Source organism: Polaribacter sp., from assembly GCF_051251875.1.
In the GTDB taxonomy this organism is placed as follows: Bacteria; Bacteroidota; Bacteroidia; order Flavobacteriales; family Flavobacteriaceae; genus Polaribacter.
This window is the reverse complement of record NZ_JBPOGL010000014.1, coordinates 24,278-38,904: the sequence shown is the minus strand read 5'-3', so window position 1 is coordinate 38,904 and position 14,627 is coordinate 24,278. Positions and strand designations below refer to the sequence as shown.

Annotated in this window: 10 protein-coding genes; all 10 read left to right on the top strand. The window is 31.5% G+C overall.

Going from position 1 to position 14,627, the window contains the following annotated elements:
• Positions 1-23 precede the first annotated feature (23 nt).
• The 10 genes from ACSHW5_RS08150 to ACSHW5_RS08105 all read left to right on the top strand — a co-directional run bounded on the left by ACSHW5_RS08150 (position 24) and on the right by ACSHW5_RS08105 (position 14,544).
• Complete coding sequence (locus tag ACSHW5_RS08150; RefSeq protein WP_435675626.1) at positions 24-2,393, top strand: PDZ domain-containing protein; 2,370 nt, start codon at positions 24-26, stop codon at positions 2,391-2,393.
• A gap of 40 nt (positions 2,394-2,433) precedes the next feature.
• Complete coding sequence (locus ACSHW5_RS08145) at positions 2,434-3,651, top strand: hypothetical protein (RefSeq protein WP_435675625.1); 1,218 nt, start codon at positions 2,434-2,436, stop codon at positions 3,649-3,651.
• Entirely contained in the window at positions 3,648-4,499 is an 852-nt protein-coding gene (locus ACSHW5_RS08140; protein WP_435675624.1) for a hypothetical protein, read from the top strand. The genes ACSHW5_RS08145 and ACSHW5_RS08140 overlap by 4 nt, the downstream gene beginning before the upstream one ends.
• Positions 4,500-4,510: 11 nt before the next feature.
• Positions 4,511-6,133, top strand: a complete 1,623-nt coding sequence (locus ACSHW5_RS08135) for a family 43 glycosylhydrolase (RefSeq protein ID WP_435675623.1) — start codon at positions 4,511-4,513, stop codon at positions 6,131-6,133.
• 8 nt (positions 6,134-6,141) lie between these two features.
• Positions 6,142-7,770, top strand: a complete 1,629-nt coding sequence (locus ACSHW5_RS08130) for a family 43 glycosylhydrolase (protein ID WP_435675622.1) — start codon at positions 6,142-6,144, stop codon at positions 7,768-7,770.
• Between the two features lie 251 nt (positions 7,771-8,021).
• Positions 8,022-8,438, top strand: coding sequence for a hypothetical protein (locus ACSHW5_RS08125; RefSeq protein WP_435675621.1), 417 nt, complete (start codon positions 8,022-8,024; stop codon positions 8,436-8,438).
• Entirely contained in the window at positions 8,435-9,163 is a 729-nt protein-coding gene (locus tag ACSHW5_RS08120) for a hypothetical protein (protein ID WP_435675620.1), read from the top strand. Before ACSHW5_RS08125 ends, ACSHW5_RS08120 begins: the two co-directional genes overlap by 4 nt.
• 154 nt (positions 9,164-9,317) lie before the next feature.
• Entirely contained in the window at positions 9,318-11,495 is a 2,178-nt protein-coding gene (locus tag ACSHW5_RS08115) for an alpha-galactosidase (RefSeq protein ID WP_435675619.1), read from the top strand.
• Positions 11,496-11,504: 9 nt separating this feature from the next.
• Positions 11,505-13,094, top strand: coding sequence for a sulfatase (locus ACSHW5_RS08110; RefSeq protein WP_435675618.1), 1,590 nt, complete (start codon positions 11,505-11,507; stop codon positions 13,092-13,094).
• Between the two features lie 22 nt (positions 13,095-13,116).
• Entirely contained in the window at positions 13,117-14,544 is a 1,428-nt protein-coding gene (locus ACSHW5_RS08105; RefSeq protein WP_435675617.1) for an alpha-L-fucosidase, read from the top strand.
• The last annotated feature ends 83 nt before the right edge of the window (positions 14,545-14,627 follow it).

Sequence of the window (14,627 nt, the reverse complement as noted above, 5' to 3'; positions counted from 1 at the left end):
TTAATTAGTAAAATATATTAAGTATGAAAAAATACATATCAATCTTTTTTTATCTTTTAATGGGATGTTTCATAACAACAACCTATGCTTTAGATATTTATGTGAGTCCAAATGGTTCAGATGCTAATACTGGTAGTCTACAGAAACCATTGGCCACATTTGCAGCAGCACAATTAAAAGCAAGAACATTTGCGGGCAAAGAAGCAGTAACCATTTATTTTGCTGATGGTGTATATTATTTGCCTGAAACTATCGTTTTTAATCCAAAAGATTCAGGTTCAGAAAAGTATCCAATTATTTATCGTGCACAAAATGAAGGAGGTGCTGTTTTAAGCGGAGGTTTAAAACTAGATCTTTCATGGAAATTGTATCAAAATGGAATTTATCAAGCAAAAACAGCAAAAGGAATTGTAATTGACCAGGTTTTTGTTGATGGATTAAATCAACGTATGGCACGTTATCCAAATTATGATGCTAGTAAAAAAACAGCGGCTTATCAAGGTTATGCCGCAGATGCATTTTCTAAAGAACGCGCTGCAAATTGGAAAAATCCTAAAGGAGGATATATTCATGCAATGCATTCTAAACGTTGGGGAGGTTATCATTATATCATCACAGGAAAAAAAGGGAATGGAGAAGTAACTTATGAAGGTGGTTGGCAAAACAATCGTCAATTAGGAATGCATCCAGAATATAGAATGGTTGAAAATATTTTTGAAGAATTAGATGCTCCTGGAGAATGGTTTCATGATGAAAAAACTCAAATTTTATATTACAAACCAGAAGCAATTACAGATTTAGAAAAAGCAAAAGTAGAGGTTGTTCAATTAAAACAATTGATAGATTTTCAAGGTTCCATAAAGAATCCTGTAAAACATATTAGATTTCAAGGTTTTGTGGTAAAACATGCCGCTAGAACTTTTATGGAAACAAAAGAACCAATGGTGCGTTCTGATTGGGCCATATTTAGAGGAGGTGCTTTTATGTTAACAGGTACAGAAAATATTCAGATTTTAGATTGTGAATTTGATCAGGTTGGAGGAAATGCCATTTTTGTAAACAATTACAACAGACATACTTTAATCAAAGGAAATTACATTCATCATACAGGTGCAAGTGGCGTTTGTTTTGTGGGAGATCCAAAAGCTTTGCGTGATCCGTTGTTTGAATATGGAGAGAAAAATGATATGAATACTGTTGACAAAACTCCTGGTCCTAAAACAGAAAATTATCCTGCATTAGGTACTGTTGAAGATTGTTTGATACATGATATTGGAACGGTTGAGCGTCAACCTGCAGGAGTACAGATTGAAATGGCGATGGAAATAACCGTTAGAGATTGTTCAATTTACGATTGTGCTCGTTCAGGAATTAATGTTGGAGATGGTGCTTTTGGAGGACATTTAATAGAGCGTTGTGATGTATTTAATACAGTATTAGAAACGCACGATCATGGGTCATTTAATTCTTGGGGAAGAGACAGATATTGGCGTCTAAAAAATGGAGATATAAGTAAATATCCAAAGTTACCATTTGCAGATGCTATAAAAACAACCACCATTAGAAATAGTCGTTGGCGTTGTGATCATGGTTGGGATATTGATTTAGACGATGGTTCTACCAACTACGATATTTATAACAATTTAATGTTGTCTGGTGGTTTAAAACTTCGAGAAGGGTACAGAAGACGTGCTTGGAATAATATTACAGTAAACAATACTTTTCATCCACATGTGTGGTATGAAAACAGTGGAGATGAGGTTTTTTCTAACATTTTTATGTTTGTTTATCAAGGTGTAAAAGTACCAACGGCAAATAATACAGGTAAGCGTGTTGATAGTAACCTTATCTTTAATTCAGAGTTAACACAAAAATTTGGATGGGATGAAAATTCAATTGTGGCTGATCCTCAATTTATAGACCCAGCAAATGGAGATTTTAGAGTAAAAGAAGGTTCACCTGCCTTTGATATTGGGTTTAAAAACTTCCCGATGGATCAATTTGGAGTTAAAAAGCCAAGTCTGAAAGCAATTGCAAGAACACCAATAATTCCTGCTTTAGGAGTGTCAGAAACACTTAAAAATAAAGGAAGAGCAAAAAAAGGAAGAAAACCTACTTGGTTAGGAGCTACTGTTAGTGGTTTATCAGGAATGGAATTTTCGGCTTACGGAGTTTCTAAAGAAGATGGAGGTATTGCCTTAATAAAAGTATCTAAAAAAACGAAAGCAGCTAAAGTTGGTTTGTTAGAAGGAGATTTAATTTTAGCAGCAAATGGTAGAAAATTTATGAATCTGAAACAGTTTTTTCGATTTATGAATAATATAAAAGGCTCAGAAGTTACTTTAAAAGTTGTAAGAGAACAAAAAGAGATAGAAATTAAAACGTCTTTATAATTTTAAACTTAATAGCAGAAATTTTTACAATTAGTTTTTTATGAAAAAAATAATCTTATTAATTCTTTTAAGTTTCTTTTATAATTCAATTATATGGGCGAGTGTTGGGTTGGCTGATCGCCCAGTGAAAGAATATGGGTTAGGTTTTTTTGGATGGATTCTATTACTTTTTATTATAGCTATAATAGTATTTATTCAATTAATAAGGATTGCGTTTCTGTTAAACCACAAGGAAATGAAATCTGTTATTAGAATTATAAAAGTAAATTTTATTTATATAACTTCAATACTGGTTATTGCATATGTATTTCCAATAGCTAACAAGGCTATAAAAGGAGATTACATAATTTACAATCAAGAGCAATTAAATGAATTAGGTTCTAAAAATAAAGAAATAATACGAGGCGATTTATTGATTTCTGGAGTGAAAGATTTAACACCTTTAAAGAGACTCCAAAAAATAAAAGGAGATTTAATTTTTAGTTTTAAAGATAATGGTTACACTCACCAAAACAATGAGTTAAATACTTTAAACGGATTGAATAATCTCAAATCTATTGGTGGAGATTTGAGTGTAAAATATACATCCTTATTGAACTTAAAAGGTCTTGATAATCTATCAAAGTTAAAAGGTGAAATTAAAATTAGAGGAAACGAAAGGCTAAAAACATTAATTGGACTTGAGCAATTGAAGAACGTTAATGGTGTTTCAATTTCTTATAATATGTCACTTAAGAGTTTAAAAGGTATAGACAATCTAACATCGCTTAAAAATTTATATATTTTATCTAATGATTTACTTTTTTCTCTAAATCAACTTACAAATTTGGAGTCTATTAATAGGATATACATTTGTAGAAATTCTGCTCTCAAATCAATTAATGGGTTAATAAATTTAAAAGAAGTTCGAGGAGATTTATCAATCAGTAAAAATCAAAATCTCCAATCATTATATGGCTTAAATAATATTATTAAAATTGGTGGTGATTTAAGAATAATACAAAATGCTAACATCACTAACCTAAATGGTTTAATAAACTTAAGAGTAATTCATGGTAATTTGGAAATAGGTACTTACAAACCCCTAACCAATAGTAAAAAAGAAAGAGAATCCGATTTTGGGAATAAAAATTTATCAAATTTTTGCGCACTTAAAAACACAGAAGTACTAGGAGAAGTTTACATAAAAAACAATCTATTTAATCCTAATTTTGAAGATATATCTTCAAATTGTAGTAATGAAAATTTAACATTATGAATTTAAAATACATCATTTTATATCTGCTGATATCAGTAATTGGTATCAACGAAGCTACATCACAAGAGTTTCAAAAGAATAAAGATTTGTTGCTAGCAAATTTCGATTTAAAACCTGATGAAGATGATATTATGGCTGCTGCTGCTTTGGCTTGTATGCTAAAACATCCAGATTTTGAAGGTGTAAATTACTATGCAGTAGCTGGTGCTTACGGAGATCAAAATCATATATTTATTACAAAGGGTGTACCTGAGTATTATAATAAGTTGTTTGGTCCGGAGAATTTAAAGTGGACAAACGCACATAATTATTGGAATGAATCTGTTACAAGAGTTCAAAATAAAGTAATCTCCATTTTAAAAAATGGAGGCAAAGTTTTTGTTCAAGAAGCAGGACAATCAAACTTTACGTATGATGTATTGCAGGCAGTAATTGCTGAAGGAATTGAGACAGCTATCATTAAAAAAAATGTAATTATTGTACAACATAGCAAGTACAATGAAAAAAACACAACACCTTCAGAATTAGTGTGGTTAAAGCAACATACAATTTATAAAAAAATTGATGATGGAAACACTAGTGATAATGAAACTCCAGGATATCGCTCTAAAGATACAAAATGGTTAGCGCTTGCTAAATCGACTGAAAACCCAAATAAAGTTGCTAGAAATATTTGGATGTTGGCTGACGAAGTCTGTGATGCATGGGAATCTACTTGGACAAATAAATGGATTGCTGCAGGAGGTGTAGATTTTTCTGATTGTGTAGAAAATTGGAACATATTTAATCTTGAAAATGAAGCGAAGGACATTAATTCTTTCTGGAATAAGTACGTTATTAATAAATAAAATAAGAAATAATGAAAATAAAAATATTCTTTACAGTTTTAATTTTGGCATTTCAACTGACTGCTCAAAATCGTCGTTCAAACCCTATTGTAAGTCACATGTTTACGGCAGATGCATCTGCACATGTTTGGCAAGATGGTCGGTTGTATGTGTATCCATCTTCAGATCCAGCTCCTTCAAGAGGCTATAGTACCATGGATGGTTATCATGTTTTCTCTACGGATGATATGATTACTTGGAAAGATCACGGAGAGATATTGCATTCTAGAGATGTAGATTGGGGAATTGAAAAAGGAGGATTTATGTGGGCGCCAGATTGTGTTTTTAAAAATGGTACGTATTATTTTTATTTTCCACATAAAAACAAAAAAGGTGTTTGGGAAATTGGTGTAGCAACTAGTAAAAAACCAGCATCAGACTTTAAATTGCAAGGATATGTAAAAGGGATGAATAGGTTCTGTGACCCAGGTGTTTTTTTAGATGATGATGGGCAAGTCTATATTTATGCGGTAGTAGATACAAAACCTTATGCTGCAAAATTAAAGGAAAATATGATGGAGATTGAAGGAGAAATGACCGAACAAATTGGTGCTACAGGTCATAGAGAAGGTCCTTTTGTTATCAAACGAAAAGGAATGTATTATTTAATATATCCAGATCATTTTCCAAAAACGAATAAAATGGGATATGCGATGAGCACAAATCCTTTAGGTCCTTGGGAATTTAAAGGCATATTTTTAGAGAATACGGATGTAATTACCATGCATGGTTCTTTAGTAGAATTTAAAGACCAATGGTATGTGTTTTATCATAATGGAAATTTATCAGGAAGTATCGGTACAAATAGATCTATATGTTTCGATCCTGTTTATTTTAATGAAGATGGTACCATTCAAATGGTACAACAAAGTTTAGGGGTAGCATTGCCAACTTTTCATCAAGACATCAACTTTAATGAAATGTTTGGAACATTAGAACTTGGAGAATATACCCAAGCGGATTTAGATAAAAATGGAATTCAGCCGAATGCAATTTCTTCTATTCAAATTCCGGAAGGATATGTAGTTACTTGTTTTGAAAAAGATGATTATAAAGGAAAATCTTGGGTATTTGAAGAAGATAGAATTGATTTAAATGCAATAGAAGCTAATAATAAAATTTCTTCAATAAAAATATCAAAATCAAACGTAGCGAACTTGGTAAAAAACCCTTCTTTTGAATTGACGACACAAGGTTTGGTAAAGCATTGGTTCAATAAAAACCCAAAACCTTATGTGAGTGTTAGAGATGAAACAGCCAAAGGATATTACTCACTTCAATACAATGGAAAAGGAAAACCAAAACCTTTGATTCAAAAAATAGAAATTACCCCAAATACCAACTATGAATTATGTGTTCAGTTGAAAATTCAATCAGGAACAAAAGGGAAAGTCATTTTTGATACCAATGGAAGTTTTGATGAAACTTGTAAGTTTGAGCTAGATGCCAAAAACAAATCAGATGAATGGATAACTTACAAAGGTGTTTTTAATAGCGGAAAAACAACAAAATTACAATTGCGTTGTATTACTTCTGATGATTTTAATGGTGTTGGGAATTGGGATTATGTATCACTTATAAAAATTCAAAAATAATTTCTAATATGAAAACAAAAATATTTTTAGTCGTTTTATTGCTAGTTTCTTTTGTGAAGATTGAAGCTCAAAACCGTCGTTCAAATCCAATCGTAAGCCACATGTTTACTGCAGATCCTTCTACACATGTTTGGGAAGATGGACGTTTGTATGTGTACCCATCTTCAGATCCAGCTCCTTCAAAAGGCTATAGTACCATGGATGGTTATCATGTATTTTCTACAGATGATATGATTACTTGGAAAGATCATGGAGAAATTTTGCATTCTAGTCAAGTACCTTGGGGACGAAAAGAAGGTGGATTTATGTGGGCACCTGATGCTGCTTATAAAAACGGAATGTATTACTATTATTTTCCTCATAGATCTGGGCAAGGTAGAGATACTTGGAAAATTGGTGTCGCAACCAGTAAAAGTCCTGCTTCAGGTTTCAAAGAGCAAGGGTATATAAAAGGTTTAAAGTCCTTAATAGATCCTTGTGTTTTTACGGATGATGATGGTCAGTCTTATTTGTTTATTGGTGGTGAAGGAGATCCTACAGGATATAAGCTAAAAGAAAACATGATGGAGATTGAAGGAAAACCGCATTCAATTAAAGGTTTAGATGGTTTTAGAGAAGGTTTGTGGATGTTTAAACGTAAGGGGAAATATTACATTATTTATCCTGATGATTTTCCAAAACGAAATAAAATGCGTTATGCCATCAGTGATAATCTTTATGGTCCTTATGAATGCAAAGGTGTATTTGTAGACAGTACAGATATTATTACCATGCATGGTTCTGTTGTAGAATTTAAAGATCAATGGTATGTGTTTTATCACAACGGGAATTTATCCGGAGGCATTGCAACCAATCGTTCTGTTTGTTTTGATCCTATTTATTTTAATGAAGATGGAACCATAAATATGGTGAAACAAACTTTAGGAGTGCAACTGCCAACTTTTCATAAGGATATTAACTTTAATGGAATGATGGGTACTTTATCTGAAGGGAATTATAATCAGACTGAATTGGTAAAACATAGCATAAAACCGAATGAAATATCTTCTATTGAAATTCCGAAAGGATTTATAGTTGAAGCTTTTGCAAAAGATAATTTCAAAGGAGAATCTTGGATTTTAGAAGAAAATAGAATCGATTTAAAAACGATTGAAGCAAATAATAAAATTACTTCATTGAAAATTTCTAAATCAAAAGTGGACAATATAATACAAAATCCTTCTTTTGAATTGATTACACAAGAACAAGTAAAAAACTGGTATAACAGAAATTCTACAGGATTTTCTCCTTTTAAAGGTGATACTGCAAAGGGATATTTTGCACTTCAATATACTGGAAAAGGAAAGTCAAAAGGATTATTACAAAAAGTTGTATTGAATCCAAATACCAATTACGAATTAAGTGTTCAGTTAAAAATTAAATCAGGAACCAAAGGAAAAGTCATTTTTGATACCAATGGAAGTTTTGATGAAACCTGCAAGTTTGAAATAGATACAACAAGCAAAACAGATGAATGGGTTCAGTTTAAAGGCACATTTAATAGTGCTGATATTAAAAATATGCAGTTACGCTGTATAACCTCACCTGATTTTAATGGTGTTTGTTTTTGGGATGATGTGGTTTTAAAAGTGAAGTAATTAGGTTTTATATTATTGTTAACATTCATTAATCGGAAATGCAAAACTATCAAATTTTAATAAAAAACAGATGTTTGAATTTCTTCATATTGTTTTAAAATCAATCATTTAATTTACACCTTTGATTAAATATGACAAAACGAGCTTACATAGCCAAAATTAGCATCAGTCTTTTTTATACTTTGTTCTTTTTGTTTTTTATATTATTTTATAAAAATCATATAAATCGATTGATTGAAAATAAATATGTTTTGATTAAGAATATACAAATAGATTCAGTTACTAAAACAGCTTATTCTGGTAACGGTGCTGGAAGCAGACATGGTTACACCTATAGTGTTGAATTTCAATTTGGTGATAAAAAAGAGTCCTTTATTCTTAGACAAGATTCAGAACAAGAAAAACGTGTTTTTAAACAAATCATTATAGATAGTATTAGAACTATTGATTTGGTTAGAATCGAAAATTGCAAAGCATTTATTCAATGTACTTATAGGTATTATTCTTATGACGAGCGCTTTTTTTGTGATGAAAAAGGTATTTGCAATTTTACAGATCCTTATAAAAAAAAGCAGATTTTGGTTCTAGTGTTTGGAGGAATATTTTTTCTAGTAGTAACAACAATTATATATAAATTATTTAACAGCAAATTTGTAAAAACATTATGAAAAATTTAAAATTATTTTTAGCAATTTTATTATTTAGTTATTCTCTATTAATAAACGCACAATACGAAGAAGACTCATTGCCTTTAACAGATACAAGTTTATCAAATTTCAGTTATGCATTGTATCCTGATAATACTTTTGTAAAGTCAACACTGCAATCAATAAGTGAAATAGATAACAGCACTCCTAATGGGTTGGTGAATTCAATTTTATCTGAATCTTCATTAGAATGGATAAATATTAATAATGCCACAAAAACAGATGTTTTAAGTGCTGAGAAATTAAGTGATTTAAATAAAAAGAAAGCACTTAATAAAAATACTAATTTTGTACAATTAGTCCAACAGATTAATTTTACTTTTAATTCTGAAAGTTATAAGTACATAAAATATTGTTTACACAATGACAAATCAGCCAAATTACCTTTCGGTTTTTATTTAATAGTAAATAGAAATAACTTATGGAAAAGGGTTAATCAATTTGATGACTCAAATCAAACTCTAATAAATTATTCGTTTACTTTTTTTCGATTTAATTTCACAAAGTTAAATGATATTTTTAGTAAAAATAATAAAGCTTCACCATTAATGACAGACATTATAAACAAAACCCATTCTTCTCAGGGTTTTAGTCTAAGTAGACTTGAACAAGAATTAAATGAATGGAATTATAATAGTTCATCTGAAAAGCATCAGTATTTTATAGAAAAACTAAACTGGGAATAATAGGCTTGAAAATATTATTTCAACCCCGCTTCCGCTAGTTTACAGATCCTTATAAAAAAAAGCAGATTTTGGTTCTAGTGTTTGGAGGAATATTTTTTCTAGTAGTAACAACAATTATATATAAATTATTTAAAAGCAATTTTGTAAAAACATTATGAAAAAAATATTTGTTCTTTTTATTGTGTGTGTTTTTATGCAAAACAATGTGTTTGCACAACTTATACATATCAAAACTCAAGAGAACTCTTTAGTTTTTCAAATCACAAAGTATAAAAAAGTAATCCAATCTCATTATGGGACGTTTATAAAAAACACACAAGGTTTAGAGAATATGTCTGTCGTTTTTAATGAAGCCTATCCTAGTTTTGGTAACGGAATGAATGATGAAGTTGCATTGATGGCTACGCATGACGATGGAACGATGGCAACAGATTTATTTTATGTTTCTCATCAACAAAAAAAAGAAGGCAATATACAAACAACCGTGATTCATTTAAAAGATGAAAAAAAAGAATTGTATGTCGATTTACATTTTAATGCCTATTCAGATGAAAATGTGATTGAGCAATGGACAACAATTCATCACAATGAAAAACAAGAAATAAGTTTATCTCAATATGCTTCTTCAGCCATTGGATTTAAAGCTACTGATTATTATTTGTCACATTTTTATGGAAGTCATTCTAAAGAAATGATGATTTCCGAAGAACGTTTAACCAATGGAATTAAATCCATAGAAACCAAACGAGGCGTTAGAACAACCGAATATGAAAATCCTTCTTTTCTATTATCATTGGATGGTTCTTCAAAAGAAAATAAAGGAAAAGTTATTGCAGGAGCTTTGGCTTGGTCAGGGAATTTTAAATTGACTTTTCAAGTTGATGACAAAGCAAGATGTCAAATGATTGCCGGAATTAATCCTTTTGCATCTACGTATTTTCTTCCTGCTGGAGAAAAGTTTGAAACTCCTAAAATGATTTTAACTTATAGTGATAAAGGAAAAAACAAAGCGTCAATCAACTTACATCGTTGGGCAAAAAAATACAATTTAAGAGCAGAAAATGAATTAAGACCAATTGTTTTAAATAGTTGGGAAGGCGCTTATTTTAAGTTTGATGCAGACAAGTTAAAAAGTATGATGGATGGCGCTGCAGAAATGGGCGTTGAGGTTTTTGTGTTAGATGATGGTTGGTTTGGAAACAAATATCCAAGAAACAGAGCAAATGCAGGTTTGGGAGATTGGCAAGTAAATCAAAAAAAGTTACCAAAAGGTTTAGACGATTTAATTGATTATACAGAATCTAAAGGAATGCGTTTCGGAATTTGGGTAGAACCAGAAATGGTAAATCCTAAAAGTGAGTTGGCAGAAAAACATCCAGATTGGATTATCCAAAGACAGAATAATCGAAAGAAGTTGTTAGAACGCAATCAATTGTTGTTAGATTTATCAAACCCTAAAGTTCAAGATTTTGTTTTTAAAGTGGTTGATGATTTGTTAACTAAGCATCCTAAAATTGCCTACATAAAATGGGATGCAAACAGACATTTACAGAATTTTGGGTCAACTTATTTATCAGAAAAAAAACAATCACACCTTTTTATAAATTACACTCGTGGTTTAGAAAAAGTGTTGGAACGTTTAACAAAAAAATATCCTTCAACCATTTTTCAAGCGTGTGCTTCTGGCGGTGGACGTGTAGATTTTGGTTCTATGAAATACACGCATGAGTTTTGGGCAAGTGATGATACAGATCCTTATGAACGTTTATTTATTCAGTGGGGAACCAATCATATTTATCCGCCAATAGCAACAGCAGCACATGTTACCAAGTCTCCTAATCATCAAACTAAAAGAGAAACATCTTTAAAATTTAGATTTGATGTTGCCATGGCAGGACGTTTAGGAATAGAATTAAGTCCAGATGCTTTGGATAAAAAAGAGTTGGAATTTGCAAAAAAGGCCATTTCCTTGTACAAAGATATTCGTCCAATTGTACAATTTGGAGATTTGTATCGCTTATTATCTCCTTATGATGATGATGGATATGCAGCTATTAATTATGTTTCTCAAACTAAAAAAGACGCTTTGTTAATGGTGTATAGTCATACACATCATAGAAGATACGAACGGAGTTTTGTAAAAATGAAAGGGTTAGATCCAACATTAATTTACAAAGTAGAAGAAATAAATATGGACAGTAAGAAATCACATATAAGTTTTAACAAGCAATTAGTATCAGGAGAAGTTTTAATGAACAGCGGTATTTGGGTTGATTTAAGAAAACCGTTACAAAGTGCCGTTTTTAAAATAACTGAAACCCAACAAAATTAAGTTTAGAAGATGAAAAAATTAAATACGCTATTAAGTTGGTTATTTTTAATCTGCGCTACAGTTGTTATTGCTCAAAATAAGGAAAGTAAACCCAATATTCTTTTCATTTTAGCAGATGATTTAGGCTATGCAGATTTGAGCGCAACAGGTAGTACATTTTATGAAACTCCCAATATTGATAAAATTGTAAACGAAGGAACCGTATTTACAAATGGCTATGCAAATAGTAGAGTTTGTAGTCCTTCAAGAGCAAGTATCATGACAGGGAAATTTACGGCAAGACACGATATTACTGTTCATATTGGATCTCCTTCTGGAACAGCTTGGAGATCGAGAAAAAGATTTTCCAAATTACTTCCTGCAGCCTACACGCATCAATTACCTGCTCATTATACAACCATGCCAGAGGCATTAAAAGCAGCAGGTTACAAAACCTTTTTTACAGGAAAGTGGCATTTAGGCCCAAAAGGATCTTGGCCAGAAGATCATGGTTTTGATATTAATGTTGGTGGTTGGACAAAAGGAGGTCCTAGTGGAGGTTATTTTTCACCTTATAAAAATCCAAAATTAGAAAATGGAGAAGATGGAGAAAATTTATCACATCGTTTGGCAAAAGAAACGGTAAAATTTATAGGTGAGAATCATCCAAAGAAAACAGGAAAACCATTTTTTGCTTATCTCTCTTTTTATGCCGTTCATTCTCCTATTCAAACCTCAAAGGATAAATGGAAAAAGTATCAAAATAAAGCTGTATCGCAAGGAATTGCAAAAAAAGGATATAAAATGGGAAAATATTTGCCAATTCGTCAAGTGCAAGACAATCCTGTTTATGCTGGTTTAGTATCACAAATGGATGATGCTGTTGGCGAAGTTCTTGCGGGTTTAAAAGCTCAAGGACTTGATGAAAATACCATTATAGTTTTTACATCCGATAATGGTGGCGTAGCTGCTGGTGATAATTTTTCAACCAGTAATAAACCATTAAGAGCAGGAAAAGGATATCAGTTTGAAGGAGGCATTAGAGAACCTTATATTATTAAAATTCCTGGACTATCTAAAAAAGGAGATAAAATAGATGTTCCTGTAACTGGTGCAGATTTTTATCCAACATTTTTAGAGTTGGCAGGTGCAAAACTATTGCCAAATGAACATAATGATGGTGTTAGTTTATTGCCATTAATAAAAGGAGAAAGCATCAAAGAACGTGCACTTATTTGGCATTTTCCTCATTATGGAAATCAAGGAGGAGAACCCTCATCAATTATTCGTAGAGGAGCTTGGAAATTGATTCACTATTATGAAGATGGCAGAAAAGAACTCTACAATTTAGTAAAAGATATTAGTGAGACCACTGATTTGGCAGCGGCTTATCCTAAAAAAGTGGAAGAGTTGAATAAAGAATTGTTTGCTTATTTAAAAGAAGTGAAAGCAAAGTTTCCAGAAGCTGATCCTGAATATTCAGAAACAAAAGCAACCGAATATTTACATAAAATGGAATACAAAAAAATGCCCTCTTTAGAAAAGCAAAGAAAACAAATGTTGTCTCCTGATTTTCAACCAAATGATAATTGGTGGGGAAGTATGATGACAAAAGATTAACTAGAATTTAAAATAAAACTCGATGAAAAAAATAGTATATATATTACTTCTTTCAGTTTTCGCAACGCAAGCGCAAGATAAAAAAGTTGTTCAAAAGCAGAAAAAAGATGTCAGTTTCGAATATCGTTTCGCAAGTAATTTAAAGCAAACACCTGATTCTGAAGCAAGATTAAATCAATGGTATAAAGATGCCAAATTTGGTGCTTTTATTCATTTTGGCGTGTACTCTGATCTTGGTGGAGCATACAAAGATAATATTCCAAAGGCGCGTTATGCTGAGTGGATTGCGGTAAATGCAAGAATGTCTGTAGATGAATATCATGAAGTAGCTAAAGGGTTTAATCCAGCTGATTTTAACGCAGAAGAGTGGGTTAAAACTTTTAAAGATGCCGGAATGAAATATGTGGTGATTACCTCTAAACACCATGATGGTTTTGCTTTGTTTGATTCAAATGTTAGTGATTATAATATTGTAGACTATACACCTTTTAAGCGTGATGTTATTAAAGAATTAAGTGAGGCTTGTCATAGTCACGGATTAAAGTTTGGTGTTTATTATTCTCATGCCCAAGATTGGGACGACCCAAATGCTCCGTATCTGAACCCAAGAAGAACCAGAAGAGAGAGATTGCATCCTAATCTTTCTGCTGATTTTAAACCAGATTTTGATACCTATATTAAGGAGAAAAGTCTCCCACAAGTAGAAGAATTAATGAAGAATTATGAAATAGATTTAATTTGGTTTGATACTCCTGCACAAATGAATTTTAAACGTGCAAAGTTGTTTGCTGATGTGGTTAGAAAATATCGTCCAAATTGTTTAATCAATTCAAGAATTATTCAAGGTGGAAAAGACAAAGTATTGCAAGAAAATTTAGAGTTGTTTGATTATGTTTCAATAGCAGATAAAGAAGTGCCAACGCAAAAACTTCCTTTATATGTTGAATCTCCGGATTCAGTTGGTTCATCTTTTGGGTATAAAGATAAGGGAGAAGTGTTTTATCATGATGAAAAAGAAATGTTAGAAAGAATGGTGCATACCGTTTGTACAGGTGGTAATTATTTATTGAACAACGGGCCCATGGGGAACGGTAAATTAGATCCTGAAGCGGTTAGATTGTACGGAATTATTGGTGAATGGATGAAAGTAAATGGTGAGTCTATTCATAATACAAATCCCAATCCTTTTGATAGCCGACCAGCGTGGGGAGATATTAGCACAAATAAAGAAGGAGATGTACTATATCTTCATATGCTTCATAAACCAACATCTGGTAAAATGGTGTTAGATAATATTTCTACTAAGGTAACATCTGTAAGTTATTTAGCAAATGGAGCTGCTATCTCGTATGAACAAGACAAGGATAATTTACGAATTTCTCTAGCTGAACAAGCTGAAAAAGCTCTTGATGTTGTGATTAAAGTAACTTTAAATAAACCTTTAGAGTAAGTAACCTGTTGTGCATTATGATAAAATTCTGTCAATTCGAGTGAATTTTACGATTGAAATGAGTAAAATTTGTATCGAGAACC

Bases quoted from the DNA above. Each gene is read 5' to 3' on its own strand.
- ACSHW5_RS08110 (WP_435675618.1), top strand. From the start codon at position 11,505: ATGAAAAAATTAAATACGCTATTAAGTTGGTTATTTTTAATCTGCGCT.
- ACSHW5_RS08140 (WP_435675624.1), top strand. From the start codon at position 3,648: ATGAATTTAAAATACATCATTTTATATCTGCTGATATCAGTAATTGGT.
- ACSHW5_RS08145 (WP_435675625.1), top strand. From the start codon at position 2,434: ATGAAAAAAATAATCTTATTAATTCTTTTAAGTTTCTTTTATAATTCA.
- ACSHW5_RS08150 (WP_435675626.1), top strand. From the start codon at position 24: ATGAAAAAATACATATCAATCTTTTTTTATCTTTTAATGGGATGTTTC.
- ACSHW5_RS08130 (WP_435675622.1), top strand. From the start codon at position 6,142: ATGAAAACAAAAATATTTTTAGTCGTTTTATTGCTAGTTTCTTTTGTG.
- ACSHW5_RS08115 (WP_435675619.1), top strand. From the start codon at position 9,318: ATGAAAAAAATATTTGTTCTTTTTATTGTGTGTGTTTTTATGCAAAAC.
- ACSHW5_RS08105 (WP_435675617.1), top strand. From the start codon at position 13,117: ATGAAAAAAATAGTATATATATTACTTCTTTCAGTTTTCGCAACGCAA.
- ACSHW5_RS08120 (WP_435675620.1), top strand. From the start codon at position 8,435: ATGAAAAATTTAAAATTATTTTTAGCAATTTTATTATTTAGTTATTCT.
- ACSHW5_RS08135 (WP_435675623.1), top strand. From the start codon at position 4,511: ATGAAAATAAAAATATTCTTTACAGTTTTAATTTTGGCATTTCAACTG.